This window comes from Herbiconiux gentiana, assembly GCF_024978135.1.
GTDB lineage: Bacteria > Actinomycetota > Actinomycetes > Actinomycetales > Microbacteriaceae > Herbiconiux > Herbiconiux gentiana.
In genome coordinates this window covers 528,261-554,820 of sequence record NZ_JANTEZ010000002.1, presented here as the reverse complement: position 1 = coordinate 554,820, position 26,560 = coordinate 528,261, and the positions used below count along the sequence as shown (strand labels likewise).

Sequence of the window (26,560 nt, the reverse complement as noted above, 5' to 3'; positions counted from 1 at the left end):
CTGCACTCGCGACGGTGGCGCTCGCGGGAGTGGTCGTCAGGCCGCCCGGCGCCTCCCGTACAGCGAAATCACCACGAGGATGATCGCCCCGTAGATGAGCTGCTGGATGTTCGAGCCGAGGTTGAGGACGGTCACCAGTGTGGCGACCTGCGCCAGCACGAGCGCCCCGCCGACGGTGCCCACGACCGAGCCGCGGCCGCCGAAGATCGACGCGCCACCCACCACGACTGCCGCAACCGAGGACAGCAGGTACGAAGCGCCCATGGTGGCCGAGGCCTGCTGGTAGTAGCCCACGATCACGATGCCGGCGAAGGCCGCGAGGGCGCCGCTCAGCATGTAGCCGGTGATGCGGATGCGGTCGACCGGCAGTCCCGCCAGGCGCGCGGTCTCGGCCGCGGCTCCCACCACGAACAGCGAGCGACCCCAGCCGGTGAACGAGAGCACCAGCTGCAGCACGACCATCAGCGCGAGGCCGAGCGGGAGCACCGCCGGCATCGAGATGCCGAGGACGGAGAGCTTCGCCGAGGTGATGGCGATCACGAAGTCGGGCGTGACGGTGAGCTCCGAGAAGTTGAACGCCAGCAGGATGACCCCGAACAGGAGCCCGTTCATCGCGATCGTCGTGACGATCGGCGTGAGGCCGAGCTTGGCGATCACGGCGCCGTTGAAGAAGCCGATCACCGCGCCCGCGGCCAAGGCGGCGACGAACGCGCCGAGCGGGCCGAGCGGACCGACCAGCGCCAGGAAGGCCAGCGCCGACAGCCCGATCGTGTTCGGCACCGACAGGTCGATGCCCGCCTGGATGACCGCGATCGTCTGCCCGAACGAGGCGATGGCCAGGATGATCGCGAAGGTCGCCGTGCCGATCAGCGACTCCACGGTCACCAGGTTGGGCCGGATCAGCCCGCCGATCGCGAACAGCACCAGGAAGGCGACGAGCGGCCACACGGCGCGGGGGACCCGGCCCAGGATCGAAGCGAACGACGGCCGTCCGACGGCCCCCGTGGTCGACGTGCCCGCATCCGGAGCAGGACGGCCAGAAGGAGACGGAGCAGGAGAAGGCGACCCCTGAGGAGCGACGGCGGTCATGAACGGATTCCCTTCACGCGGAACGCGACTCTGCGCCACACGACGGGCAGCCCCACGACCGCCACGATGATCAGTGCGCTGATGACGTACTGCCAGTACGAGTTGACCCCGGCGAAGAACAGCAGGTTGCCGATCAGCCCCAGGGTGCAGGCCGCCAGGATGGTGCCGATGATGCTGCCGCGCCCACCGGTGAAGGCGGCGCCCGCGAGGGCCACGGCGGCGATCGACGACAGGAGGTACGGGTCGCCCGAGCGCGGGTCGCCCGTGACGGTCGAGGAGGCGAGCATCATGGCGCCGAACGAGGTGAGCACGCCGGCCAGTCCGAAGGCGAGCAGCTTGGTGAGCCGGGCGTTGATGCCCGCGGCCCGCACGCTCTCCATGTTCGATCCCACCCCGTAGATGTGCCGGCCGAGCGCCGTGCGCTGCAGCAGCAGCCACAGCCCGACGGCGATCGCGGCGAGCCATACCAGCGCCACCGGCACGAAGGGGAGCAGCTCGCCGCTGGTGGCGAGGTAGATCTCCTTCGTCACGCCGCCGCCCGGCCGGTCGAGCACCTCGCGGGCGAGCGACCCGAAGATGAAGGCGCTCGCCAGGGTGACCGCGATGGCCGGCAACCCGGCGTACGCGACGAGGAACCCGTTGAACAGTCCGCATCCGAGCCCCACCAGCACCGCGAGCAGGATCGCCACGGGCACCGGCAGGGTGAGCAGCTGCGTGGCGAACACCACGTTGCAGAGGCTCATGATGGCGCCGATCGAGATGTCGATGCCGCCCACGAGCACCACCACCAGCTGCCCGAGGGCCACCAGCGCGAGCGGCACCACGAGGTTCGACGCCGTCTGCAGCTGGAACCGCGTGAGCAGCTCGGGGTTGATGATGACGTAGACCACGAAGAACACCACGAAGGCGGCGATCGGCGCGATGGCGCCCTCGCGGCGCAGGCGGGTGACCCCGGTGCTGTTCCAGCCGCGGAGCCGCGATCGCCGCGAAGACGGGGGCGGAGGCGGAGACTGAGGCGGTGTGCCCGGCACGGCCGGCGTGCTCGGTGGGGAGATGGCGGTCATCGGAGATCCTCCTAGTCGGTGGTGAGGGTGATGGAGCCCGTGGAGCCGACCGCGGCGCCGACGATCGCGTCCGCGGTCAGACGCGAGCCGGTGAGCTCGTCGGCCACCGTGCCCTGGTAGAGCACGATCACCCGGTGGCAGACGTGCACGAGTTCCTCCACCTCGGTGGAGAACCACAGGATGCCGACCCCCTGCTTCGCGAGGTCGACGATCGCCCCGTAGAGCTCTTGCTTCGCCCGCACGTCGATGCCGCGGGTGGGGTCGTGCAGCAGGATGACCGTGCGCGAGCGGTCCATCCAGCGACCGAACACGAGCTTCTGCTGGTTGCCGCCCGAGAGCGACCCGGCCAGCTCGTTCGAGCCGCGGGTGCGAACCGAGAGGGCGCTCAGGATGCCGTCGATCCAGCCTCGCTCCATCGCCAGGCGGGGTCGCCCACCGAGCTGGTAGCCCTTCAACCAGGGGGCGAGCAGGTTCTCGCCGACGCTCATCTCGAGGGCCAGGCCCTCGCGTTTGCGGTCCTCGGGAACGTAGCCGAGGCCGTGGCGCACGGAGCGCACGGGGGTGGTGGTCTTGATGCGTCGACCCGCGACCGTCCACTCCTCGGCCGCCGCGGGGGCGGCGCCGAACAGGGCGCGCAGCAGCTCGGCCTGGCCGTGGCCCTGCAGCCCGCCGATGCCGAGGATCTCGCCGGCACCGAGCGTGAGGCTGACGCCGTCGAGGCCCTCGGAACGGAGCTCGGTGACCGACAGGGCCACCGCATCCGTGGCTCGCTCGGGCGGGTCGGGGAAGAAGCGCTCGGCTTCGCGACCGGCCATCAGCGAAATGAGTTCGTCGTCGGTCCAGCCGCCGCGCACGAACTCCCCGGCCACCTGGCCGTCGCGCAGCACAGTGCCCCGGTCGGCGATCTCGGCGATCTCGCCCAGGCGGTGCGAGACGTAGATCACGCTGCCGCCGGCGGCGGTGAGCTCCCGGATGCGCGTGAACAGCCACTGCACGCCGGGCGGAGTGAGGGCGGAGGAGGCTTCGTCGAGGATGAGCAGGCGGGGCTCGCCGGCGAGGGCGCGGGCGATCTCCACCAGCTGCCGGTCGGCGAGCGACAGGGTGCCCACGGCGGCGCGCGGGTCGATGTGCGGGAGGTCGAAGGCCGTCAGCAGAGCGGATGCTGCCGCCATCGACCTCTTCTGCGAGAACCCGCGCAGCGGAGCGCCGTCGGGAAGGGAGAGGTTCTCGGCCACGGTCCAGTCGGGCACGAGGGCGAGCTCCTGGAAGGCGCAGCGGACGCCGGAGAGGCGCGACTGCTTCACGCTGCCCGACGCGAGCGGCTCGCCGCCGACGATGATGCTGCCGGAGGTGGGGGTGACCGCTCCGGCGAGCATCTTGGCGACGGTGCTCTTGCCCGCGCCGTTCTCGCCGACCAGGGCCAGCACCTCGCCGGGGTTGCAGTGGAAGGTGACCCCCTGCACGGCCTTGACCGGGCCGTAGCTCTTCACCAGGTCGGTGGCGACGAGCAGGGGAGTGCCGGAGTCGGTCACGGATGCCCTCCTACGAGCCCGAGTAGTAGGTCATGACGTCGTCGAGCGTCAGGTCGAGGCCCGGGAAGTCGTAGCCGAGCTGGAAGTTGTTCGGCTTGTCGGCGAGGCAGTAGTCGGCCGCGTTGTCCTCGGTGATCTCCAGCGGCGGGAAGTACTGCTCCTTCTCGATCTCCTGGCCCTCGAGCAGCGCGACGGCCTGCTCGAGGCCCTTCGCGTAGATCGCGGGCTGGCCGAAGACCATGTTCCCCTTGAGCCCCTCGGGGGCGTACTCCGCGAGGGTGCACGCCTCGCCGTTGTAGCCGGAGCCGCCGACGACCGGCACGAACGGCAGGCCTGCGGCCTTGAACGCCTCGGGCACGCCCTGGCCTCCGGTGAGGAAGGAGTAGACGCCGCCGACGTCGGGGTTGGAGCGCAGGATGTTCGACATCGCCTCCTGGGCGGTCGCCTCGTTCCAGCCGTTGGTGTCCTGGGCCACGACGGTCGCGCCGCCGCCCTCGAGCGTCTCGAGCACGCCGGGCATCGTGCCCTCGTTCAGCGGAACACCCGCGAGGCCCTCGAGCACCGCGATGTTCTTGTCGGTGCCGAGGTTCTTCAGCAGCCAGTCGGCGCCGATCGTGCCGGCGTTCGCCCAGTCGGTCGACACGACGTAGACGTCGTCGCTGTCGTACGGTCCGCCGTTGGCGATGACCGGGATGCCCTGGGCCGTCGCCTGGGTGATCGCGGCGTCGGCGCCCGAGGAGGAGGCCGGGTCGAACAGGATCAGGTCGACGCCGTCGGCGATCAGGTTCTGCATCGCCGCGTTCTGCTGGGCCGCGTCGTTGTCGTTGGTGCGGACGATCTTGACCTCGACCTTGTCCTTGTACTCGGGCGAGTTGGCGAGGGCCTGCAGGGAGGCCAGGCCCATCTCTCGCCAGGCCTGGCCGCCGAGCGGCTGCTCGAAGCCGATGACGAATTTTCCGTCGCCGCCGGCGGAATCGGTGCCGCCGCCCTCGGCCGGTGCACTGGTGCAGCCGGCGACGAGAGCGAGCGACGAGGCGGCCGCGAGAACGGCGGCGCCTCTCGCGAGACGGTGGGCGTGTATGGATCGCTGCATGATTTCTCCTTTGAAATCGCCGGTGGTGCAAGGTGTGGTCGGCACACTAGCCGATAAATGGCAGCGCTGCCAGTAGCGCTAGCATTTCAATCTGTGGTGTGATGGTGCACCGAACGGTCGCAACGACGCGATAGGAGAACGAACCGTGACAGCTCTGCAACCGGATGTCGACATCCGCAGCCGCAGCCACCGCATCGGCTGCGTGGGAGCCGGCGCGATCATGGCCGATCAGCACCTGGAGGCCTACCGCCAGGCCGGCTTCCCCGTGGTCGCCATCGCCTCCCGCACCGCCGCGAACGCCCGGGCGGTGGCGGAGCGCTACGGCATCCCCACCGTGCACGACACGGTCGAGCAGCTGCTCGCCGACACCGACGTCGAGATCCTCGACATCGCGTACCCGCCCGACCAGCAGCCGGCGATCATCCGGGCCGCCCTGGCGCAGCCGCACATCAAGGCGGTGCTCGCGCAGAAGCCGCTGGCCCTCGACCTCGAGGAGGCGATCGCCCTGCGCGACGAGGCCGCCGCGGCGGGCACGATCCTGAGCGTCAACCAGAACATGCGCTACGACCAGTCGATCCGGGTGCTGAAGCAGCTGCTCGACGACGGTGTGCTCGGCGACCCGGTCTTCGCCCAGATCGACATGCACGCCGTGCCGCACTGGCAGGGCTTCCTCGCGGGCTACGACCGGCTGACCCTGGCGAACATGAGCGTGCACCACCTCGACGCGCTGCGCTTCCTGTTCGGCGACCCGTCCGAGATCTCCACCGTGACCCGGCGCGACCCGCGTACGACCTTCGAGCACGAGGACGGCATCGTCGTGTCGACGCTGCGCTTCCCGGGCGACGTGCTGGCGCTCAGCGTCGAGGACGTCTGGGGCGGCCCCCGCGAGGAGGGCTTCGACGACGACTTCTTCATCCGCTGGCGGGTGGAGGGCACCGCGGGCATCGCGCAGGGCACCATCGGCTGGCCGCACGGGGTGCCGTCGAGCATCCGCTACGCCTCTACCCACGCCACCGGCGGCCAGTGGGTGGAGCCGAGCTGGGACACGCACTGGTTCCCGCACGCCTTCATCGGCGTGATGGAGCAGGTGCAGCACGCCGTCGACACCGACACCGACCCCGAGCTCAGCGTCGCCGACAACGTGCGCACCATGGCGCTGATCGAGGCCGGCTACCGCTCGATCGCCGAGAAGCGCCCGGTGCGCCTCGACGAGTTCTCCCTCTGACGAAGACCCCACCCACCCCACTCGAAACGAACAAGGAGCAACGACGCCCATGATCCAGCTCGGCATCTTCACCGCCTACTACCCCTACGACCTCAAGACCACCGCGGAGAAGATCCGCGCGCACGGCTTCAACACCGTGCAGCTCGACCTGCACTTCAAGGACCTCGACCTGAGCGCGGGCCAGATCACCAAGGAGAAGGCGAAGCTCGTCAGCGACACCTTCCGCGACCACGACCTGCCGATCTCGGCCATCTCGGGCTACACGAACATCGTGCATCCCGACCCCGAGCACCGGAAGGCGAACGTCGAGTACCTGAAGGAGATCATCCGCAACGCGCGCAACTTCGGCTCGAAGTACGTCATCTCCGAGTCGGGCACCTTCAACGCCGAGAGCGAGTGGGACCACGACCCGCACAACCGCTCCGAGGACGCCTACGAGCAGGTGCGCACGGTGCTCGCCGAACTGGCCCAGACCGCCTACGACCACGGCGCGACCTTCCTGTTGGAGACCTACGTGAACAACGTGATCGGATCGGTGCGCGAGACCGCCCGCGTGTTCAACGACATCCGCACCCCGGGCCTCGAGCTGCTGATGGACCCGACGAACTACTTCGACGCGTCGAACATCGACGACCAGGCCGGCGTGCTGAACGAGGTCTTCGACGTGCTCGGCGACCGGGTGCGTGTCGCGCACGCCAAGGACGTCAAGCGAGCGGGCGACGACAAGAGCGAGAAGCACGCCGACATCGGCGACGACGACGCTCTCGCGTCGCACACCTTCCGCGGTGTCGGCGAGATCGAGCTGCCGGCCGCCGGCCTCGGCTCGCTCGACTACGACCTGTACCTGCAACGCCTCAGCGAGCAGAACCCGAACGCGCCGCTGATCATCGAGCACCTCGACGAGAGCGACATCCCGCGGGCCAAGCAGTTCGTCGTCGATACGCTCAAGAAGTACAACATCTGAGCACGGCGGCGGGGCAGACGGCGAGACGGGTGACACGAGAGGGATGCACGTGCAGGAGAAGGTAGCGATCATCACGGGCGCGGGCGGCGCGCTCGGCCGGGCGACGGCGCTGAGGCTGGGAGCCGACGGCTTCGCCATCGGCGCGCTCGGCCGGGCGAGCGGCGAGCTGGCCGAGACCGCGGCGCAGCTCGAGGCCGAGGGGGTCGCGGTGCGGATGCTCGAGGTCGACTTGCGCGACTCCGGCGCCATCGAGGCGGCCGTCGCCGACACCGAACGGGACTTCGGCCCCGTCGAGGCTCTGATCAACAACGCGGCCATCTACCCGAGCACGCCCTTTCTCGACATCCCGCTCGCCGAGTACGACGACGTCGTGACGGTGAACCAGCGCGGCTACTTCTACGCGGCGCAGGTCGCCGCCCGGGGGATGGTCGCCCGGCGCTCCGGCGCGATCGTGAACGTCGGCAGCATCACCTGGCACGGCGGCTGGTCGAACCTCGCGAGCTACATCTCGACGAAGGGGGCCGCGGTCGCCCTCACCCGGGCGCTCGCCCGCGAACTCGGCGAGCACGGCGTGCGGGTCAACGCGGTCTCGCCGGGGGCCTTCCCGACGAAGGCCGAGGAGATCCAGGGCGACGCCGCAGAATACTCGGCGCACGTCATCGCGCATCAGGCGCTGAAGCGCCGGGGGAGCGACGCCGAGCTGGCGGCCGTCATCTCGTTCCTGGTGGGCCCCGACTCGTCGTTCGTCACGGGTCAGACCATCAACGTCGACGGCGGCTGGATCATGGAATGAGGAACACGGTGGAGATCTTCGGGCAGCAGCTGAGCCGGCGTGAGCTGGAGGAGCGCACGGGTGACCTGTCGGCGGTGGCGGGCATCCGCTCGGTGGTGCTCGACGACGGCGTCGAACGCGGGGTGCGTGCCCTGCAGCTGCGCACCGCCGCGGGCCTCGAGCTGGAGGTACTTGTTGACCGGGCCTTCGACTTCGGCTCGGCGCGCCTGCGCGGCACGCCGTTCGGGTGGCGCTCGGGCAACGGCTTCCGGCACCCCGGCCTGCACGAGCACAGTGACGAGGGCGGGCTGTCGTGGCTCCGGGCGCTCGACGGGCTGCTCGTCACGGGCGGCCTCGACCACACGCTCTTCGGCGGCGAGGTCGGCGCCGAGCACTACGCCTACCCGCCCAAGCAGAGCGTCTCGCACGGCCTGCACGGCCGGCTCACCGCCATCCCGGCCCGACTGCTGGAGGCGCGCGAGATCGTCGACCCCGAGACCGGCGACTCGGTGCTGCGGGTGGTCGGCGAGGTGGTGCAGGCGACCTCCTTCGGCGAGCACCTCAAGCTCACCCGCACGGTCGAGCTCGACTTCACGGGGCGAGAGATCCGCTGGCACGACGTGGTCGAGAACCTCGGCTTCGAGCGCACGCCGCACATGTTCCTCTACCACCTCAACATCGGCTGGCCCTTCGTCGACGAGGGCACCCGGCTCGTGGCCCCGATCGCCAAGACGCTCTGGTCCTCCGACTCCGTGGCCGAGCAGGGTGTGTCGTACCGCACGCTGCCGGCGCCGCAGCCGGGCTTCGTCGAGCAGGTCTTCGAGCACGAGCTCGTGGCGGGTGCCGACGGTCGGCACCGCGTGGCGCTGATCGCCGCCGACGACTCCCGCGGGGTCGAGGTGAGCTGGTCGAGCGAGGGCATGCCGCACTTCTTCGAGTGGCAGAACCTGCGCAGCGGTCAGTACGCCGTGGGCCTCGAGCCCTCGACCCATCACGTCGACGGCGACGCGGCCGCCCGCGAGAACGGGTCGATGGTCTGGCTGGAGCACGGCGAGCGGCGCGAGTACTCCACCATCGTGCGGGTGCTCGACGGTGAGGCCGAGACGCGGGCCTCGGTCGAGGCGATCCGCGCGATCGCCGGTCAGCCCGAGTAGGCCGCACCGTGCCCGTCCCTGCATCCCGCAATAGTCTTATGTTAGCGCTGCCAGTCCGTGACGAGCGGATGCGCGGCCCCCGTGAACCGAGGAGTCACCGATGACCGACACCACGCCCCCCGCTCCCGCACCGGCGACCGCTTCGGCCCCCGAGGTGCTCTCGGGCATCCGGGTGCTCGACTGCTCGATCGCCATGGCGGGGCCCTTCGCGGCGCAGCGCCTCGGCGACCTCGGAGCCGACGTGATCAAGGTCGAGCCGACCCGCGGGGAGTGGCAGCGGCACGCGGCGGCGGGTGGAGCCACCGGCAACCGCATCAACGTCTCGTTCCTGTCGCTGAACCGCAACAAGCGCTCGATCGGGGTCGACCTGAAGGCCGACGAGGGGCGCGAGATCCTCTACGAGCTCGTGAAGACCGCCGACGTCTTCCTGCAGAACTACCGCCCCGGCGTCGCCGCCCGGCTCGGCGTCGACTACGAGACGCTGCGGAAGATCAACCCTTCGATCGTCTACGTCTCGATCTCGGGCTACGGCGAGGACGGGCCCTACCGCAACCGCCCCGGTCAGGACCTGCTGCTGCAGGCGATGAGCGGGGCCATGCTCTCCTCGGGGTCCGCCGGGCATCCGCCGACCCCGGCCGGCCAGTACCTCGTCGACGCGGTCACCGCCTCGACCGCGTTCGAGGGCGTGCTGGCCGCACTGTTCCACCGCGAGCGCACCGGGCAGGGGCAGCTCGTCTCGGTGAACATGCTCGACGCGATCACCACCCTGCAAATGCAGGAGCTCTCGGTCTTCACGGTCGGCGGCGTGGAGCAGCACCGCAGTGAGCAGCCGCACGCGCACGTCTACATCCGGGCGCCCTACGGCACCTTCTCCACCACCGACGGCTACCTCGCGCTCGCGATGCCGGATCTGCACACCCTCGGTGAGGTGCTCGAGGAGGAGTGGTTCCTCGGCATGGACACCGAGGTCGACAGCTGGACCCACCGCGACGAGATCTACGCCAAGACGGCGGAGCGGCTGGCGACGCGCTCGACGGCCGAGTGGCTCGAGGCGCTCTCGGCGGCCGGCATCTGGGCGGGCCCGGTCTACGGCTATCAGGACCTCGTCGACGACGAACAGATCAAGCACAACGGCACCTTCATCGAGTACGAGCACCCGACCGAGGGGCTCGTGAAGACCCCCGGCTTCCCCTACAAGCTGTCGGAGACCCCCGCCCGGATCGACCGCGGGGCGCCGCTCACGGGGGAGCACACGCGCGAGATCTTGAGCGAGCTGGGGCTGCCGGCCGACCGGGTCGACGCGCTGCTCGACGCGGGTGTGGTGGCGGCCGAGCCGGAGGCCGCGGCGGTCGGGGTCGCGGAACCGCTCGCGGTCGCGGAACCGGCATGACCGGCGCGGCGCCCGCCTACCGCGGCATCACCTGGGACCACCCGCGCGGACGCGACGCGCTGCGGGCGGCCGCGGCGGCCGATGCCTCGGTCGAGATCGACTGGCACGCGCACTCGCTCGAGCACTTCGAGTCGCATCCGATCGACGAGCTCGCCCGCGACTACGACCTGATCGTGCTCGACCACCCGCACCTCGGCGAGGCCCTCGAGCTCGGCTCGCTGCAGCCGATGGAGGACGTCGTCGGACCCGAGCTGCTCGAGCGATGGGCGGGCGCCTCCGTCGGGCCCTCGTTCGAGTCGTACCGCCTGAACGGGCGGCAGTGGGCGCTGCCCCTCGACGCCGCCACCCAGGTCGCAGCGCTCCGCAGCGACCTCGTGCCGGGCGGCACCGCACCCGAGACCTGGGCCGAGGTGGAGCGCCTCGCGGCCGAGGTGCCGGTCGCGCTGTCGCTCGCCGGCCCGCACGCCTTCCTCAGCTTCGCGTCGATCTGCGCCGCGCTGGGCGATCCGATCGCCGACGACCCCGCGCTGCCGTTCGTCTCCGAGATCACCGGCTCGCTCGCCCTCAACATCCTGCGCTCGATCGGCGACCGCGCCCCCGCCGGCAGCGCGGCCCAGAACCCCATCACGCTGCTCGAACGCATGACGGCGAGCGACGAGATCGCCTACATCCCCCTCGTCTATGGCTACGTCACCTACTCCTCGCCCGTGCTGAGATTCGCGGATGCTCCCGCCGCCCTCCCCGGCGGCCGACGCGGCTCGACCATCGGTGGCACGGGCCTCGCGGTCAGCCGCCGCGCGCAGGTCACCCCCGAGCTCGTGGCGCACATCGCGGGGCTTCTGTCGGAGGAGACCCAGCGCGATTTCATCCCCCGGCACGCGGGCCAGCCCTCGGCCCGCTCGGCCTGGACCGACGCCGACGTCGACCGCGCCGCGGCCGGCTTCTACCGCTCGACGCTCGCGACAATCGAGGGCTCCTGGGTGCGGCCGCGCTATGCCGGGTACATCGAGTTCCAGACGGCGGCGTCGGCGCTCGTGCGAGAGGTCGTGGCCGGCTCTCTGCCCGTCGCCGAGGGGCTCGAGCGGCTGCGCTCCGCGTTCCGCAGCTCCGTCCGCCGAACCGAAGGGGTCGCCTCATGACCGTTCCGAAGCCCGCCACCGACGAGATCGTCGTCGCGCTCGTCGACCAGGTGGCCGTCGTCACGCTGAACCGCCCGCAGAAGCTCAACTCCGTCACCCAGGAGATGTCGGATGCGCTCGTCGAGGTCGCCGGCTGGGCGAACGAGAGCGACGACGTGCGCGTGCTGGTGCTGACCGGGGCCGGGGACCGCGCCTTCTGCGCCGGCTCGGACATCCGCTCGCTCGACAAGTACGCCACGCCGTGGGACTTCCGCAACCGTGAGGATTACTGCGACGCCCTGCGGCTGCTGCGGAAGCCCGTGATCGCGGCCGTGAACGGGTACGCCTTCGGGGGCGGGCTCGAGACGGCGATGACCTGCGACATTCGGCTGGCGTCGACCACGGCGTCGTTCGCCGCGCCCGAGATCAAGCTCGGCTGGATCGGCGGCGGGGGTATGAGCACCTTCCTCGCCCATTCGATCGGCGCCTCGAACGCGGCGCTGATGCTGATGACGGGTGATCCGATCGACGCCGAGCGGGCGCTCGCCTGGGGACTCGTCTCGGAGCTCGTGGCGCCGGAGGCCCTGCTCGAGCGTGCCGTCGAGCTCGGCCGCACCATCGCCTCGCGCCCGCCGATCGCGGCCGAGACCGCGAAGGCCAACCTGCGGGCCGCCTACAACCTGCCCCAGGATGCGGCGATCGCCTACGAGCGCGACCTGCAGACCGTGACCTTCGCCACCGACGACGCCGCGGAAGGTCGCGCGGCCTTCGCCGAGAAGCGCGCCGGCGTCTTCCACCGGCGCTGAATCCGCCCCCGCCCCCCGCGCGACGCGCCGCCCCCCGCCTGCACCGACCTCTCACGACGGAGAACCCATGAGCCTCACCGACACCACCCCCCTCGACCCGCGCACCGACTGGGCGGGCGCCGCCGCGCGGGCCCTCCCCGCCGACGGCACCGCCGGCACGCTCGTCGGCCGCGTCTGGGACCCGGCCGCGAACGGCCCCTCGCCCGTACTCGTCACGGCCGACGGGGTGGTCGACCTGAGCGCCACGTTCCCGACGGTCAGCGCCCTCGCCGACGAGGCCGATCCGGCGGCGGCGGCGCGGTCCGCGGGCGAGGGCGGCGCACGGCTCGGCTCGTTCGAGGAGATCTACGCGAACACCGCTCCGGGCGACCGGGACCGCGACCGGCCCTGGCTGCTCGCTCCGGTCGACCTGCAGACCCTGAAGGCGGCGGGGGTGACGTTCGCGGTGTCGATGATCGAGCGGGTGATCGAGGAACGGGTGCGGGGCGACGTCGAGGCGGCCGCGCGGATGCGGGCGGGCATCCTGGAGCAGATCGGAGCCGACCTGCACGAGATCGTACCCGGCTCCCCGGCCGCCGTGGCGCTGAAGGAGTACCTCGTGGGCGAGGGTCTCTGGAGCCAATACCTCGAGGTCGGCATCGGCCCCGACGCCGAGATCTTCACCAAGGGACCGACGCTCTCGGCGGTGGGCACGGCCGACCGGGTCGGGGTGCTCTCGACCTCGCTCTGGAACAACCCCGAGCCCGAGGTCGCCCTGATCGTCGACCGCGCGGGCCGCATCGTCGGCGCCACCCTCGGCAACGACGTGAACCTGCGCGACGTCGAGGGCCGCTCGGCCCTGCTGCTGCCCAAGGCGAAGGACAACAACGCCTCCTGCGCTCTCGGGCCCCTGATCCGCCTGTTCGACGAGTCGTTCGACCTGGACGCCGTGCGGAGCATGAGCGTGACGCTCGAGATCGACGGCGAGGACGGCTTCCACCTCGACGGCACCTCGGAGATGAGCCAGATCAGCCGCGACCCGCTCGACCTCGTGGCGCAGCTCGAGGGCCCTCAGCACCGCTACCCCGACGGCGCCGTTCTGATGCTCGGCACGATGTTCGCGCCCATCGTCGACCGCGACGACATCGACCGGGGCTTCACCCACAAACGCGGCGACATCGTGCGGATCTCGGCGAGCGGACTCGGTAGTCTGGTCAACCAGGTCGAGGCGAGCGAGAGGTGCGAACCGTGGGAGTTCGGGATCGGCTCGCTGATGAGGAACCTCGCGAGCCGGGCGCTGCTGTGAGCGACGGGGCCGTCGCCGCACTGGTCACGCGCCCCACGCGCCGCTCGACGCACTCGGTCACCCTCGAAGACGTCGCGCGGCACGCGCAGGTGTCGCCGCAGACCGTCTCCCGCTCCATCCGCAGCCCGCAGCTGGTCTCCGAATTCACGCTCGAGCGTGTGCGCAACTCCATCAGCGAGACCGGCTACGTGCCGAACCTCGCGGCGTCCAACCTGGCCTCCAACCGCAGCATGACGGTGGCGGCCATCGTGCCGACGGTCTCGGCCTCGGTGTTCGCGGATGCCCTGCAGGGCCTCGAGGAGGTGCTCGCCCCCGAGGGGTATCAGCTCTTCATCGGCTCGACCTCGTACCGGCCCGGCCACGAGGAGGAGCTCGTGCGGGCCTTCCTCGGCCGCCGCCCCGACGGCATCTTCATCGTCGGAACCGACCACTCGCCCAACACGGGCCATCTGCTCCGGGAGTCGAAGGTGCCCGTGGTCGAGGCCTGGGACCTCACCGACACCCCCATCGACAGTGTCGTGGGGTTCTCGAACAGCGCCGCGATCCGGGCCCTGGTGGAGTTCGCGCGCTCGCGCGGCTATCGCCACCCGAGCTTCGCGGGGTCGTTCCAGACCGGTGACTTCCGCGCGCTCGCCCGGCGGGCGAGCTTCGAGGAGTCGGTGCGGGAGCTGTTCCCGGGCGAGCCCGTGCGGGTCGTCGACTCCGGCACCGCGACCGTCGACTACGCGACCGGGCAGCGGCTGCTGGCCGAGACGCGGGCCGCGCATCCGGAGACCGACGTGCTGATGTTCGCCAGCGACGTCTTCGCCGCGGGAGCCGTGCTCGAGTGCGCCCGCGCCGGCGTCTCGGTGCCCGGCGACATCGCCATCACCGGCTTCGGCGACTTCGAGATCAGCCGGCACCTCGTGCCGACCCTCACCACCGTCGCCGTGCCCAACCGCCGCATCGGCACGGCCGCCGGTGAACTGCTGCTCGCCCGGATGACCGGCAGCACCCGCGAGACCGCCGAGATCGACCTCGGATTCTCGGTCATGGCGCGCGAGAGCGCCTGACCTCCCCTCACCCCCCTCTGAAGGAGTACGGATGCTCACCACGACAGATCCCCGAACAGGTGTTAGCGCTGCCACCTCGTTGGCACCGACCTCGCCCGAGGCGGTGCACGAGATCGCCCTGCGCGCCGAGGCCGCCGCCCAGGAGCTGCAGTCGCGCGGCCGGGAGTTCCGCGCGCGACTGCTCGACGCGATGGCCGCCGGTGTGCTGGCCGCCCGCGACGAGCTCGTGGCCACCGCCGACGCGGAGACCGGGCTCGGCACGGCACGCCTGACCGGGGAGGCCGGCCGCAGCGCCTTCCAGTTCTCGCTCTTCGCCGAGGCCGTGCGCGAAGGGTCCTTCGTGGAGGCGGCCATCGACCACGCGGGCGACACCCCGCTCGGCCCGGCACCCGACGTGCGGCGCATGCTGGTGTCGATCGGTCCGGTGGCCGTGTTCGGCTCGAGCAACTTCCCGTTCGCCTTCTCGGTGCTCGGGGGCGACGTGGCGTCGGCGATCGCCGCCGGGTCGCCGGTGGTCGTCAAGGCGCACGGCTCGCACCCGCTCACCTCGAAGCTCTCGTTCGAGGTGCTGCAGCGCGCCGCCGAGTCGGTGGGCGCCCCGCGCGGCACCTTCGGCATCGTCTACGGTCAGCAGGCCGGGGTGACCCTCGTGCAGGAGCCCGCCATCAAGGCGGCCGGCTTCACCGGATCGCTCGGTGCCGCCGAGGCGCTGCAGCGGGCCATCGACCAGCGGCCCGACCCCATCCCGTTCTTCGGCGAGCTGTCGAGCATCAACCCGCTCGTCGTGTCGCCCGGGGCGGCCGCGGCCCGTGGTGCGGCCATCGCCGACGGGCTGTTCGCGTCGTACACGGGATCGGCGGGGCAGCTCTGCACGAAGCCGGGCATCGCCTTCGTGCCGTCGGGAGCCGAGGGACAGGCGGTCGTCGACGCCCTCGAGTCGCTCACCGCGGCGGCCGCGCCGCAGGTGCTTCTGAACGACCGCATCCAGAGCTCGTTCGGCGAGATCGCCGACCGGCTGGTGGCGGCCGGAGCGGTCGTCGGGGCGTCGGGTTCGGCGCCCACGGGCGACGACGGCTTCGCCGTGTCGCCGCAGCTGCTCGAGACCACGGCGGCCGGTCTCGGCGCCGAGCTCGCCGAGGAGGCCTTCGGGCCGCTGGTGGTCGTGGCCCGGTACGACTCGCTCGACGAGGTGCGCGAGGCGTTCGGCCGCATCCCGCGCTCGCTGACCGCGACGCTCCACGTCGAGGACGAGGAGGCCGACGTCGTCTCCTCGCTCGCCTCGACCCTGGAGGCCAGCTCGGGGCGGGTCGTGTTCAACGGCTACCCGACCGGGGTGCGGGTGGCCTGGGCGCAGCAGCACGGCGGCCCGTGGCCCTCGACGAATTCGCAGCACACCTCGGTGGGGGTCACCGCGGTGCGCCGGTTCCTGCGGCCGCTCGCCTGGCAGAACGCCCCCGAGGCGGTGCTGCCCGAGGAGCTGCGCGACGGCTTCATCGGCATCCCGCGCCGGGTCGACGGGGTGCTGACGCTGCCCGCCTGATCGGGAACAAATGAAAGGGGGGCGAGCCGTCAGGCCCGCCCCCCTTCATCTATTGGGCGATCAGCTGCGCGAGGCGCGGCGACGCATCACCAGCACCACGGCCATGCCTCCGGCCAGCAGGATCAGCGCGGCCATGCCGATGCCCAGCCCGGCGAAGCCGGTGTTGGCAAGGTTGCCCGAACCGCCGCCGCCGCCAGGCGCCGGGGCGTTGGTGGCACCCGGGTCGCTCGGCGCCGGAGCGCCGGTGGGCGCCGGGGTGGGCGTCGCGGTGTCGGTCGGGGTGGGCGTCGGCGTCGGGAGCGCCTGCGTCGTGGTCACCGAGACCAGGGTGCTGAGACCGGTGTCACCGTAGGCGACCGATCCGAGGAAGCGGGCCGGCCCGTCGAGGTCGGTCCAGCTCACGTCGTAGCTCGTGGGCTGACCCGACACCAGGTCGAGCGAGGCCGGGGCGGTGAGCGCACCGGGGGTCTCGCCGACTCCGAGCAGGTACTCGACCAGGTCGAACACCGAGGTGTCCGATCCCTCGGTGACCGAGTAGATGTCGACCGTCACCTCGTAGGTGCCGGGCTCGGGGTTCTCGATGTCCACGCGCTCGTCGGCCGATCCCGTCGCCGAGGTGTACGAGGTGACGGGCTTGCCGTCCTCGCCGATCCGGTCGACGTAGAGATCCAGGTCGTCCGTGTCGGCGAGGGCGTCGAGGTCGAACCGAGCGAACGTCGTGCCCTCCTCGACCGTGACGGTCGAGACGAACGACTTGCCCTTCGGCAGCGATCCGGAGTGTCCGTCGGTGGCGCTCGCGTCCTTCACGAGGTCGCCCTCGGCCAGGCCGGTGACGGCGAGGGGCAGCTGCCCGTCGACGCCGGGCGTCAGCGGCACCGAGACGGTGCCCGAGTTGCCCTCGCCCGAGACCTCGTACGGCACGGCCAGCGCGACCGGTCGAACGGCCACGGGGCTGCGCACCTCACCGGTGTCGCCCGACCAGACGAGGTAGCCGGTGGCGAACTCGTCGAGGGGGGCGTCGGCCACGTCGAAGGTGACGGTGTAGCTGGCGGTCTCACCCGCTGCGTCGAACGACAGCGTCGAGGGCGTGACCGTGGTCTCGACCCCCGGGATGTCGAGCGACGCGGTGTAGGTGCCCGCGGCGGTCGAGGTGACCGTGCGGGTGACCGTCTGCAGGCCGGCCAGCGAGCCGATGGCGATCGACGGCTGGTTCAGGTCGCTCGGGTCGATCGGGTCGACACCGGTCGGTTCGGCGAAGACGTAGCCCTCACCCTCCAGGAAGGCGATCCACTCGGGCACACCGCTGTCGTAGACGAGCCCCGGGTCGAGCATGCGGCTCGGGTCGACGTGACCCGCGCCCTGGGCGAACACGTCGCTCGAGGGCGTGCCGTCCTGGTTCACCGAGTCGTACGCTGAGGTCATCATCGACGACTTGATGGTCGAGACCGAGGCGTTCGGGAACTTCGTCAGGTAGAGCGCCGCGAGGCCGGCCACGTGGGGCGCCGACATCGAGGTGCCCGACTCGAACTGGAAGTTCGGGTCGTCGCCCTGCTGGTTCGCACCGTCGGCCAGGATCGACACACCGGGGGCGGTGATGTCGGGCTTCAGCACGTCGGCGCCGTCGGCCTCGGCCGGGCCGCGCGACGAGAAGCCGGCGACCTGGGGCACGGGGCGCTCCTCACCGGAGGTGTTGCCCTCGACGAGGGTCGCGGTGGCACCGGCGGTGGCCGCGTAGGCGTAGATCGCGTCGTAGTGGTCGGAGTCGATCTGGATCGACGGCACCGAGTGGTCGTCGGCGTGGTTCGCGTTCGGGAACGGGTTCACCAGCAGCATTCCGACACCGCCCGCGCGGGCGACCTCGGCCGACTTGGAGACCCGTGCCGTGACACCGGCCTCGCAGACGACGATCTTTCCGGCCGTGAGGGCGGGCGAGAGCGAGCCGGGCTCGCAGATCGTGGGGTTCAGGTCGCCGTCGGTGCCGGCCGCGTCGTCGCCCAGCACCAGGGGCGCCGTGACGGGCTCGTGCACGGTGATGGAGGCTCCGGCGAACTTCTCGCCGTTGCCGAGCTCCGCGGTCGCGGTGTACGTCGGGATCGACGACGCCGCCACGGTGGCGTACCAGGGCGAGGCGTGGTCGAGGGTGCTGTCACCGGGGCCCGAGTTGCCGGCCGAGGCCGAGACGAAGACACCCGCGGCCGCGGCACCGAAGAACGCCTGGTCCTCCAGCGCGAAGGTCGAGGTGGCCGCGCCGCCGCCGATCGAGTAGTTGATCACGTCGACACCGTCGGAGACCGCCTGCTCGATGGCCGCGAGGATCGACTCGGTGTAGCAGCCGTCGTCGGTCTCGACGCCGTTGCCGTTCCAGCAGACCTTGTACTCCGCGACCTTGGCGGCCGGGGCCACGCCGGAGATGTCTCCGAAGTCGTAGTCGCCGATGGTCGCGTCGACGTCGGCGTTGCCCGCCGCGGTCGAGGTGGTGTGCGAGCCGTGGCCGTCACCGTCGCGGGGAGAGAGGAACTCGGGGCGGTCGTCGGTGCCCACGAGGTCGTAGAGCGAGGTCGGCAGGAACCAGCTGGCGCCGACGAGCTTGGTGTTGCACTCGTCGCCGGTCCACTGCTGGTTCGCGTCGAAGGCCGGCTGGCAGATGCCCGAGTAGCTCTGGCCGTCGGACTTCGCGAAGACGATGCGTCCGTCGGCGAGGTACGGGTCCGCACCCTCCGCCGAGCCCAGCGGGTCACCGGCGAACGAGGGGTTCTCGGGCGCGATGCCGCTGTCGATGTCACCGACCACGATGCCCGCACCGGCCTGGGACTGCCCGCCCAGCTCGGCCCAGAGGCCGTCGTCGCCACTAAGGCCGAGGAAGTCGGTGGACGACTGCTGCCCGGTCTGGGGGAACGGCGTGAGGTCGGCCGCCGCCACCGGAGCCGCGGGGGTCGCGGCGGGGGCGCGGTCGAGGTGCTTGACCTCTGACTTGGTGACGGCCGCGACGTCGCGACGGTTCGCGAGTTCGGCGGCCTGGTCGGCGCTGAGGTTCGCCGAGAATCCGTTCAGGGTCAGCGTGTAGCTGTAGTCGACGGATGCGCCGACCGACGATGCCACGGCCTCCTGCTGGTTCTGCAGGTGCGCCGAGTAGGCCTCGACGGCGGGCGCCGTGGCCTCGAGCTGCTGCCCGCCCTCGGGTGCCGTCTGCGCGAACCGCTGGTCGGAACCGGAGTAGGTGGCGGCAGGATCGTCGACGAGCGTCACGATGTAGGTGCCGTCGGCGTAGCTCACCGGCACCGACGGGCCGACCGGTGGCTTGACGGCCGAACCGGTGGGTGCGGCCGACGCCGCCGAGAAGGCGAACGCGCCGGAGGCGACGACACCGGCGATCACGACGAGCGCGGCGGCCCGACGGGATCGGCGACCTCGTGGCCCCCCGGATGACGATCTGAACAGGGGACTCGCGGAGGCAGGGGGCACGTAGGGCGGCTTTCTCGAGGGGTAATCGATGAACATCACAGAACGATGTGAGTGTCCGTTGATCATGCCGAGAATTTCAGCCGAAGTGAAGTCTGTTGATTTCGTTCACATTCGAGTACAGTCCACCCCCGGACGGGTGACGCCCGATCCAGGGGCGGACCCGATTCCGGGGGTGGCTCGGTGTCAGGCTTCGACGTCGCCGCGCCAGGCGCCGGTCTCGGCTCCCTGCGACTCGATGAACTCCTTGAACTTCTCGAGGTCCTTCTTCACGGCGTGCGTGGGCACGCCGACGGCCGAGCCGATCTTCTCGACGATGCCCTCGGGCTCCCAGTCGATCTGCACGGCGACGCGGGACGTGGTGTCGCTGAGCTTGTGGAAGGTCACGACGCCGGCGTGGTCGACGTCGCCGTTCGTGCTGGTCCAGGCCACCCGCTCGTCGGGGTGCTGCTCGCTGATGACGGTGTCGAACTCGCGCTCCTGGCCGGCGATGTTCACCTTCCAGTGGGTGTGGGTGTCGTCGCGCTGCTCGATGGTCTCGATGAAGTCGAGGAACTTCGGGAACGACTCGAACTGGGTCCACTGGTTGTACGCAGTGCGCACGGGGACGTCGACGTCGACGGTTTCGATGATCTGAGCCATGGCGGTACTCCTTCTTCGTTCGTCTCTGGGTGTACCCCCTACCCAACGACGCACGCGACGCCCTGCCAACCCCCGCACACCGAGCACTCAGGAACGGCTCAGTCGTGGCCCCGGAACTCGTCGGCCACGAGGATGTCCCGGCGGAAGTGGCCCGTGCGATACGCGGCCCGACCGACCATGTGGGCCGAGACCGGGGCCGTCAGGCTCTGGAAGAAGATGATCGCCACGGCGAGCGTGATCGTGACGAGCGAGGGGTTCGACACCGCCACGTCGGCCACGATCGCGATCACACCGAGGATCTGCGGCTTCGTCGCGGCGTGCAGACGCGAGAGCACGTCGGGGAAGCGCAGCAGGCCGACTCCGGCGGCGAAGCACATCAGCGCCGCGACGAGCACCAGCACCGCGGTCACGACGTCGCGGATGCTGTCGAAGCCCCACTCCGGCGCGCTCACGTGTCGTCCCTCGCCGAGAGGAAGCGGGCGACCGACACCGAGCCGACGATGCCGAACAGGGCGAGCCCGAGCAGCACCGGCATGGTGTCGGTGTGGCGATTGATCGCCATCTCGGCCCCGATGGCGCAGATGGCCGTGGCCACGAGCACGTCGGAGGCGATGATGCGGTCGAGGGCCGACGGCCCGCGGATGATGCGCACGAGCGCCCCGATGGCCCCCGCGCCCATCAGGAGCCCGGCGATGACGACGACGACGATCACGGCGCCCCCTCCTCTGCTGCGGCGGTGCGTCCCGACGAGAGCCGCGCCAGGTCGTCGGCCGAACCCGCCGCGCGGATCAGCCGCCGTTCCGTGTCGAGCACCTTGCGCTTGAGTTCGGGGATCTCGTCGACCGACTTCACGTTCAGCGCGTGCAGGTAGAGCGTCGACGTCTCCCGGTCGATGTCGAGCACGATCGAGCCGGGCACGAGCGACACCGCCTCGGCCGTGAACGTCATGACCAGGTCGGAGCGGGTTCGGAGCGGCACCGCGATCACCGCGTTGGAAGGCCGGTAGCCCGGCGCGAGCGCGATCCAGGCGATCTGCAGCGAGGCGACGACGATGTCGCCGAGCAGTCGCAGCACGAACAGCAGACCGAACCAGAGGTTGATGCGCCCGCTCAGCCGCACGGCCGGGAGATAAAAGGTGGCCGAGACGATCAGGGCGAGCGCGACTCCGGTCACCAGGGCGAGCCAGGTGACCTGGCCCCAGATCAGCACCCAGATCAGCACGAGGCCGAGGAACGGCACGAGGCCGCTGACGATGCGGGCGATCATCCGACGCCCCCTTCATCGACCGAGACCGGCACCAGCGCGCCCTCGGGGAAGACCGAGTCGATGTAGGGCTCGGGGGTCGAGACGTTGCCGGCCGCGCGCTGGGCGAGGTCGAACAGCGGCCCGGCGAAGATCGTGAGGCCGAGGGTCAGGGCCATCAGGCCGGTGGCCGCCCCGATCATGAGCGGGGAGGTGCGCGTCTCGGTGTCGGTCGCGGTCGCCGTGCCCGTCATCGTGCCGACGGAGCCGGTGGGACCCTCCTGCAGCGACTCGATCAGGGGCGATTCGTAGCCCTCCACGTCTTTCTTGGGGCGCCAGAACGCCATGTTCCAGACCCGCATGAGCGCGTAGAGGGTGAGCAGCGACGTGACGATGCCGGCGCCGATCATCACGTAGACGAGCGGGTTGGGGCTCGCTGCGCCCGCCTCGAACAGGCCCACCTTGCCGAGGAAGCCGGAGAACGGCGGGATGCCGCCGAGATTCAGCGCCCCGATGAAGAACAGCACCGCCACGAACGGCGCCGCTTTGAGCAGCCCGCCGAGCTGCGTGATCGACGTCGAGCCGCCCTTCCGCTCGATCAGGCCCACGACCAGGAACAGCGCGGTCTGAACCAGGATGTGGTGGACGATGTAGTAGATCGTGGCGCCCGAGGCCAGTTCGGTGCCGATTGCGACACCGAAGATCATGTAGCCGATGTGGCTGACCAGCGTGAACGACAGCAGTCGCTTCACGTCGGCCTGGGCGAGCGCGCCGAGGATGCCGATCAGCATGGTCAGCCCGCCCACGATCAGCAGCGGCACCTGCAGCGGCACGTCGAAGAACAGCAGCTTGTCGGTGCGGATGATCGCGTAGACGCCCACCTTGGTGAGCAGTCCGGCGAACACCGCCGTGACGGGCGCGGGAGCCGTGGGGTAGGAATCGGGCAGCCAGAACGACAGCGGGAACACCGCCGCCTTCACCGCGAAGCCGATCAGCAGGGCGGCGCAGAGGATCATCTGCACGTCCAGCGGCAGCTCCCGGATGCGGTCGCTGAGCAGCGCCATGGTGACCGTGCCCGTGGCGCCGTAGATCAGGGCGATCGCGCCGAGGAAGAGCAGCGACGAGACCAGGCTCACCACCACATAGGTCACCCCGGCCCGGATGCGCGACCCGGTGCCCCCGAGCGTCAGTAGCACATAGCTGGCCGCGAGCAGCATCTCGAAGCCGACGTACATGTTGAACAGGTCGCCCGCGATGAAGGCATCGAAGAGGCCGGCCGAGAGAATCAGGTAGGTGGGATGGAAGATCGAGACCGGGGTGTCGCGGTCGCGGTCGGCGTAGCCCTGCCCCACCGCGAACACGAGCACGCCGAGCAGCACCAGGGCCGAGACCACGACCATGATCGCCGACAGCCGGTCGACCACCAGCACGATGCCGAACGGCGGCTCCCAGCCGCCCACCTTCACGACGGCGGGCTTTCCCGTGCTGTCGACGATCGCGAGCAGCACCGCTGCCGCCGCGGTCACCGCGGTCAGCGCGAGCACGCTGATCAGGATCTGCAGCCGAGGGTGCCGGCCGAGGATGAGGGTGATCGCCGCCCCGACGAGGGGGATGATCACGAGCAGGGGAACGAGGATGTCGCTCATCGCATCACGTCCCTGTCCTGCTCGCTGGGCTGTTCGCCGGCACCGGCACCGCTCTCGTCATCGTCGTCGGGATCGCCGAGGTCGCTGCCCTCGTCGAGGATCGACCGCACCGCCGCGTCGTCGTCCTCGAGCGAGGCGTGGAACACGCCGGCCTGATCGATCTCCATCGCCTCGTCCTCGTCGTCGTCGGCCGCCACGTCGTCGCCCTCGTCGCCGAGGTTCGACAGCCACCACGACCGGTAGATCAGGGCCAGGATGAACGCGGTCACGCCGAAGTTGATCACGATCGCCGTGAGCATCAGCACCTGCGGGATGGGGTCGACCGTGTCGGCCCCGTTCCCGTCGACGATCGGGGAGTCGCCCGCCCGCCCCGACATGATGAAGATCAGCAGGTTGGTGGCGTTGCCCACCAGCAGAAAACCGATCAGGATGCGCGTGAGGCTCTTCTCGAGCATCACGTAGACCCCGGCGCCGTACATCACGGCCATCAGCACCACGAGGGTGATCGACGCGCTCATCGAGCCTCTTCCGCCATCACGGTGTGGTCGTCGGAGAGCTCGTCGCCGTCGGCCTCGGCCTGCTGCCGGTCGACCTCGCCGCCGAGCGCGCGCAGCACGTCGAGCACGACACCGATCACCACGAGGTAGACGCCGATGTCGAAGATCGTGCTGGTGCCGAACGAGACGTGGCCGAGCAGCGGCAGGTCGGTCTCGAAGTACGCCGAGGTCAGCACGTCAGCGCCGAGGAACAGGCTGCCGACCGCGGTGCCGGTGGCCAGCAGCATGCCGGTGCCGAGCAGGGCTCCGGGGCCGATCGGGAGCGTCTCGCCGATCTCGTATCGGCCGCCGGCGAGGTAGCGCGCGATCAGCGCGAGCCCGGCCACGAGTCCGCCGGCGAAACCGCCGCCCGGGGCGTTGTGTCCGGCGAAGAGCAGGTAGACCGACACCACGATGGCGGGGTGGAAGATCAGCCGCACGAGCACCTCGAGGATGAGCGAGCGGTTCTCGGGGGCGAGGGTGCGACCGCCGAGGAGCCAGGAGTGCTGCCGGTCATCCGGAGCCTCGGAGGAGGTGTGCGGGTCGTTCACGAGCTTCACGCGCTGCGTGGTCTGGCGGCGCTTCCGCGATTCGCGGAGCCTCGGCATGCTGACGTTCCGGCCGGTGACGAAGAGCAGGCTGGCGACACCCGTGGCGACGACGATCAGCACCGAGAGCTCGTTCATCGTGTCCCAGGCGCGGATGTCGACGAGCATCACGTTGACGATGTTCTTGCCGTGGCCCTCCTCGACCGAGAGCCGGGCGAGCTCGTCGGTGAGGGTGCCGGCCTGGCGGGCGCCGAGCGCGATCAGTCCGGCGAGGCCCATCGTGACGCCGACGAGGGCGCCGATCGCGATGCGGCGGCCGCGCTTCATCGGCTTGTTGTGCTGGGCGATGCGCGGGGGCAGGCGCCGCAGCACCAGCACGAACACGACGATGGTCACCGTCTCGACCAGGGCCTGGGTGAGGGCCAGGTCGGGGGCGCCGTGGAAGGAGAACAGCACCACGAGCCCGAACCCGGTGGCGCCGACCAGCAGCACCGCCGCCAGACGGTGGGTGGCCCGGGCGGCCATGATCGCCGCCGCACCCATGGCCGCGGCCACGAAGACCTGCGCCGGGTAGTCGAACAGCACGAACTCGGTGGGCCAGGTGCGGTTGAGCGCGGTGGTGGCACCGAGGCAGAGCACGAACACGAGCAGGATCGTGCTGAGGTACTGCGGCAGGCCGCCCTTCTGGGCGAACAGGGTGACCCGCGCCGCTGCCGCGTCGACGGCCCGCACGATCGCCCAGTAGCTGCGCGAGGCGTCGACGACGACCGGCACCTTCTTCTGCAGTCGGCTGAAGCGGGCCCGCACGGCGAACAGGCCGAGGCCGAGCGCGATCACGAGGGCCGAGATGCCGAGGGCCGGCTCGAATCCGTGCCAGAGCGCGAGGTGGTAGTCGCCCTCGCCCGGGACGGTGTCGGCGTAGCCCTCCAGGGCGTGGCCGATGGGCGCGGACAGGAAGCCTCCGGCGAGGGTGGCGACCGTCAGCACGACGGGGGCGATCAGGATGAGCGGGTCGGGCGAGTGGGAGGCGTGCGGGGCTGCGGCGGCTCGCGCATCCGCCCCGCTCTTTCTCGCGAAGGCACCCCAGACGAAGCGGGCGCTGTAGGCCACGGTGAGGATGGAGCCGAGGGTGACGCCCACGAGCGCGACCCAGCCCCAGGGCTCGCCGTGCTCGCCGGCCTCGAGGAAGGCGCTCAGCACGGCCTCCTTCGAGACGAAGCCGAGCAGGGGTGGGATGCCCGCCATCGACGCCGCGGCGATGATGCCCACCGCCGCCAGCACGGGGCGGCGCCGACCCAGGCCGGAGATCTCGCGCAGGTCGCGGGTGCCCTCGTCGTGGTCGACGATGCCCACCACGAGGAAGAGCGTGCACTTGAACAGGGCGTGCGCGAGCAGCAGGGCGGCCCCGGCGAGGGCCGCGTCGCGCGAGCCGAAGCCGACCACGACGGTGAGGAAACCGAGCTGGCTGACCGTGCCGTAGGCGAGGAGCAGCTTGAGATCGTACTGGCGGAGCGACCGCCAGGCGCCGAGCAGCATCGTCCAGACGCCCACCACCACGAGCACCTCGGTGAAGCCCGGGGTGTCGGCGTAGCCGGGGGCGAAGCGGGCGATCAGATAGATGCCCGCCTTCACCATCGCGGCGGCGTGCAGGTACGCGCTCACCGGCGTGGGTGCGGCCATCGCGGCCGGCAACCAGAAGTGGAACGGAACGAGCGCCGACTTCGACAGGGCGCCGGCCAGGATGAGCATGATCGACGTCGTGACGAGGGCGCTCGCCGCGGGCGGGTCGGCGACGATCGCCGCGATCGAGGTGGTGCCGGCCGCCGTGCTGAGCAGGATGACCCCGACGAGCATCGCGAGCCCGCCGAAGGTGGTGACGAGCAGGGCCTGCAGGGCGGCGCCGCGGCTCTCCTTGCGCTCGGTGTAGTGGCCGATCAGGAGGTAGGAGAGCACGCTCGTGATCTCCCAGAACATGAACATCACGTAGATGTCGTCGGCGGTGACGAGCCCGTACATCGTGCCCGCGAAGGCGAGCAGCAGCGCGGCGAAGCGGCCGAGCGACGGCTCGTCGGGCGAGAAGTAACGCGCGCAGTAGATCAGCACGAGGGCGCCGATGCCGGTGACGACGAGGGCGAGCAGCCAGCCGAGGGTGTCGACGCGGAAGCTCAGGGCGATGCCGAGCTGCGGGATCCACGGCACCGACTGGGTGACCTCGTCGCCCGCCAGCACCCGGCCGCTCTGGGTCAGGGTGTAGACGAAGGCGCCCGCCGGCAGCAGTGCGACGAGGTAGAACACCCGCGTCGACAGGATGCGGGTGAGCCAGGGAGTGATCGCCGAGAGCCCCGCGAACAGCAGCAGGACCAGGATCACGCGGACTCCTCGTGTCGGGGAGAGGGCAGGACC

General features: G+C 70.7%; 22 protein-coding genes. 10 read left to right on the top strand and 12 right to left on the bottom strand.

The features are described 5' to 3' along the window. Positions 1-36: 36 nt before the first annotated feature. From NVV95_RS06280 to NVV95_RS06265, 4 genes are read right to left on the bottom strand one after another with little or no spacing between them, the layout of a single operon-like run. Positions 37-1,089 (bottom strand): ABC transporter permease, encoded by a 1,053-nt coding sequence (locus NVV95_RS06280; protein ID WP_259485685.1) that lies wholly within the window; start codon positions 1,087-1,089, stop codon positions 37-39. Beyond that, positions 1,086-2,153, bottom strand: coding sequence for an ABC transporter permease (locus NVV95_RS06275; protein WP_259485684.1), 1,068 nt, complete (start codon positions 2,151-2,153; stop codon positions 1,086-1,088). The genes NVV95_RS06280 and NVV95_RS06275 overlap by 4 nt, the downstream gene beginning before the upstream one ends. Positions 2,154-2,164: 11 nt before the next feature. After that, entirely contained in the window at positions 2,165-3,685 is a 1,521-nt protein-coding gene (locus NVV95_RS06270) for a sugar ABC transporter ATP-binding protein (protein WP_259485683.1), read from the bottom strand. A 10-nt stretch (positions 3,686-3,695) separates the two neighbouring features. Further along, the gene (locus tag NVV95_RS06265) at positions 3,696-4,778 is read right to left on the bottom strand and encodes an ABC transporter substrate-binding protein (RefSeq protein ID WP_259485682.1); all 1,083 of its coding nucleotides are present in this window, start codon (positions 4,776-4,778) and stop codon (positions 3,696-3,698) included. 145 nt (positions 4,779-4,923) lie between these two features. Between NVV95_RS06265 and NVV95_RS06260 the strand changes: the two genes are divergently transcribed. From NVV95_RS06260 to NVV95_RS06215, 10 genes are all read left to right on the top strand, one after another. After that, positions 4,924-6,003 carry a Gfo/Idh/MocA family protein gene (locus NVV95_RS06260; protein WP_259485681.1) on the top strand — a complete coding sequence of 360 codons (1,080 nt, stop codon included), beginning with the start codon at positions 4,924-4,926 and terminating at the stop codon, positions 6,001-6,003. 49 nt (positions 6,004-6,052) lie between these two features. Then, complete coding sequence (locus NVV95_RS06255) at positions 6,053-6,967, top strand: sugar phosphate isomerase/epimerase family protein (RefSeq protein WP_259485680.1); 915 nt, start codon at positions 6,053-6,055, stop codon at positions 6,965-6,967. 49 nt (positions 6,968-7,016) lie between these two features. Next, complete coding sequence (locus tag NVV95_RS06250) at positions 7,017-7,760, top strand: SDR family NAD(P)-dependent oxidoreductase (RefSeq protein WP_259485679.1); 744 nt, start codon at positions 7,017-7,019, stop codon at positions 7,758-7,760. Beyond that, positions 7,757-8,893: an aldose 1-epimerase family protein gene (locus NVV95_RS06245; protein WP_259485678.1), complete on the top strand. Its 1,137-nt coding sequence runs from the start codon at positions 7,757-7,759 to the stop codon at positions 8,891-8,893. Before NVV95_RS06250 ends, NVV95_RS06245 begins: the two co-directional genes overlap by 4 nt. 100 nt (positions 8,894-8,993) lie before the next feature. Next, the gene (locus tag NVV95_RS06240; RefSeq protein ID WP_259485677.1) at positions 8,994-10,283 is read left to right on the top strand and encodes a CaiB/BaiF CoA transferase family protein; all 1,290 of its coding nucleotides are present in this window, start codon (positions 8,994-8,996) and stop codon (positions 10,281-10,283) included. Further along, positions 10,280-11,422: a type 2 periplasmic-binding domain-containing protein gene (locus NVV95_RS06235; RefSeq protein ID WP_259485676.1), complete on the top strand. Its 1,143-nt coding sequence runs from the start codon at positions 10,280-10,282 to the stop codon at positions 11,420-11,422. The genes NVV95_RS06240 and NVV95_RS06235 overlap by 4 nt, the downstream gene beginning before the upstream one ends. Next, the gene (locus NVV95_RS06230) at positions 11,419-12,207 is read left to right on the top strand and encodes an enoyl-CoA hydratase/isomerase family protein (protein WP_259485675.1); all 789 of its coding nucleotides are present in this window, start codon (positions 11,419-11,421) and stop codon (positions 12,205-12,207) included. The genes NVV95_RS06235 and NVV95_RS06230 overlap by 4 nt, the downstream gene beginning before the upstream one ends. 67 nt (positions 12,208-12,274) lie before the next feature. After that, entirely contained in the window at positions 12,275-13,492 is a 1,218-nt protein-coding gene (locus NVV95_RS06225) for a fumarylacetoacetate hydrolase family protein (protein ID WP_259485674.1), read from the top strand. Then, the gene (locus NVV95_RS06220; protein ID WP_259485673.1) at positions 13,489-14,544 is read left to right on the top strand and encodes a LacI family DNA-binding transcriptional regulator; all 1,056 of its coding nucleotides are present in this window, start codon (positions 13,489-13,491) and stop codon (positions 14,542-14,544) included. Before NVV95_RS06225 ends, NVV95_RS06220 begins: the two co-directional genes overlap by 4 nt. A gap of 31 nt (positions 14,545-14,575) precedes the next feature. Further along, positions 14,576-16,084: an aldehyde dehydrogenase family protein gene (locus NVV95_RS06215; RefSeq protein WP_259485672.1), complete on the top strand. Its 1,509-nt coding sequence runs from the start codon at positions 14,576-14,578 to the stop codon at positions 16,082-16,084. A gap of 60 nt (positions 16,085-16,144) precedes the next feature. On the opposite strand, the gene NVV95_RS06205 is transcribed toward NVV95_RS06215, so the two are convergent. From NVV95_RS06205 to NVV95_RS06170, 8 genes are all read right to left on the bottom strand, one after another. Further along, a complete protein-coding gene (locus tag NVV95_RS06205; RefSeq protein WP_269909034.1) occupies positions 16,145-19,459 on the bottom strand; it encodes a S8 family serine peptidase in 3,315 nt (1,104 codons plus the stop codon). A gap of 270 nt (positions 19,460-19,729) precedes the next feature. Next, a complete protein-coding gene (locus tag NVV95_RS06200; protein ID WP_259485671.1) occupies positions 19,730-20,185 on the bottom strand; it encodes an SRPBCC family protein in 456 nt (151 codons plus the stop codon). A gap of 98 nt (positions 20,186-20,283) precedes the next feature. After that, positions 20,284-20,637 carry a monovalent cation/H(+) antiporter subunit G gene (mnhG, locus tag NVV95_RS06195; RefSeq protein ID WP_259485670.1) on the bottom strand — a complete coding sequence of 118 codons (354 nt, stop codon included), beginning with the start codon at positions 20,635-20,637 and terminating at the stop codon, positions 20,284-20,286. Then, entirely contained in the window at positions 20,634-20,897 is a 264-nt protein-coding gene (locus NVV95_RS06190; RefSeq protein ID WP_259485669.1) for an MrpF/PhaF family protein, read from the bottom strand. The genes mnhG and NVV95_RS06190 overlap by 4 nt, the downstream gene beginning before the upstream one ends. Continuing rightward, positions 20,894-21,451: a Na+/H+ antiporter subunit E gene (locus NVV95_RS06185; RefSeq protein ID WP_259485668.1), complete on the bottom strand. Its 558-nt coding sequence runs from the start codon at positions 21,449-21,451 to the stop codon at positions 20,894-20,896. Before NVV95_RS06185 ends, NVV95_RS06190 begins: the two co-directional genes overlap by 4 nt. Further along, entirely contained in the window at positions 21,448-23,073 is a 1,626-nt protein-coding gene (locus tag NVV95_RS06180) for a Na+/H+ antiporter subunit D (protein WP_259485667.1), read from the bottom strand. The genes NVV95_RS06185 and NVV95_RS06180 overlap by 4 nt, the downstream gene beginning before the upstream one ends. Continuing rightward, positions 23,070-23,591 carry an NADH-quinone oxidoreductase subunit K gene (locus tag NVV95_RS06175; RefSeq protein ID WP_259485666.1) on the bottom strand — a complete coding sequence of 174 codons (522 nt, stop codon included), beginning with the start codon at positions 23,589-23,591 and terminating at the stop codon, positions 23,070-23,072. The genes NVV95_RS06180 and NVV95_RS06175 overlap by 4 nt, the downstream gene beginning before the upstream one ends. Further along, entirely contained in the window at positions 23,588-26,527 is a 2,940-nt protein-coding gene (locus NVV95_RS06170; RefSeq protein ID WP_259485665.1) for a Na+/H+ antiporter subunit A, read from the bottom strand. Before NVV95_RS06170 ends, NVV95_RS06175 begins: the two co-directional genes overlap by 4 nt. Positions 26,528-26,560: the final 33 nt, after the last annotated feature.

Coding starts and splice junctions, on each gene's coding strand:
- NVV95_RS06235 (WP_259485676.1), top strand. CDS start 10,280: ATGACCGGCGCGGCGCCCGCCTACCGCGGCATCACCTGGGACCACCCG.
- NVV95_RS06215 (WP_259485672.1), top strand. CDS start 14,576: ATGCTCACCACGACAGATCCCCGAACAGGTGTTAGCGCTGCCACCTCG.
- NVV95_RS06245 (WP_259485678.1), top strand. CDS start 7,757: ATGAGGAACACGGTGGAGATCTTCGGGCAGCAGCTGAGCCGGCGTGAG.
- NVV95_RS06200 (WP_259485671.1), bottom strand. CDS start 20,185: ATGGCTCAGATCATCGAAACCGTCGACGTCGACGTCCCCGTGCGCACT.
- NVV95_RS06240 (WP_259485677.1), top strand. CDS start 8,994: ATGACCGACACCACGCCCCCCGCTCCCGCACCGGCGACCGCTTCGGCC.
- NVV95_RS06255 (WP_259485680.1), top strand. CDS start 6,053: ATGATCCAGCTCGGCATCTTCACCGCCTACTACCCCTACGACCTCAAG.
- NVV95_RS06175 (WP_259485666.1), bottom strand. CDS start 23,591: ATGAGCGCGTCGATCACCCTCGTGGTGCTGATGGCCGTGATGTACGGC.
- NVV95_RS06265 (WP_259485682.1), bottom strand. CDS start 4,778: ATGCAGCGATCCATACACGCCCACCGTCTCGCGAGAGGCGCCGCCGTT.
- NVV95_RS06280 (WP_259485685.1), bottom strand. CDS start 1,089: ATGACCGCCGTCGCTCCTCAGGGGTCGCCTTCTCCTGCTCCGTCTCCT.
- NVV95_RS06185 (WP_259485668.1), bottom strand. CDS start 21,451: ATGATCGCCCGCATCGTCAGCGGCCTCGTGCCGTTCCTCGGCCTCGTG.
- NVV95_RS06225 (WP_259485674.1), top strand. CDS start 12,275: ATGAGCCTCACCGACACCACCCCCCTCGACCCGCGCACCGACTGGGCG.
- NVV95_RS06275 (WP_259485684.1), bottom strand. CDS start 2,153: ATGACCGCCATCTCCCCACCGAGCACGCCGGCCGTGCCGGGCACACCG.
- NVV95_RS06180 (WP_259485667.1), bottom strand. CDS start 23,073: ATGAGCGACATCCTCGTTCCCCTGCTCGTGATCATCCCCCTCGTCGGG.
- NVV95_RS06230 (WP_259485675.1), top strand. CDS start 11,419: ATGACCGTTCCGAAGCCCGCCACCGACGAGATCGTCGTCGCGCTCGTC.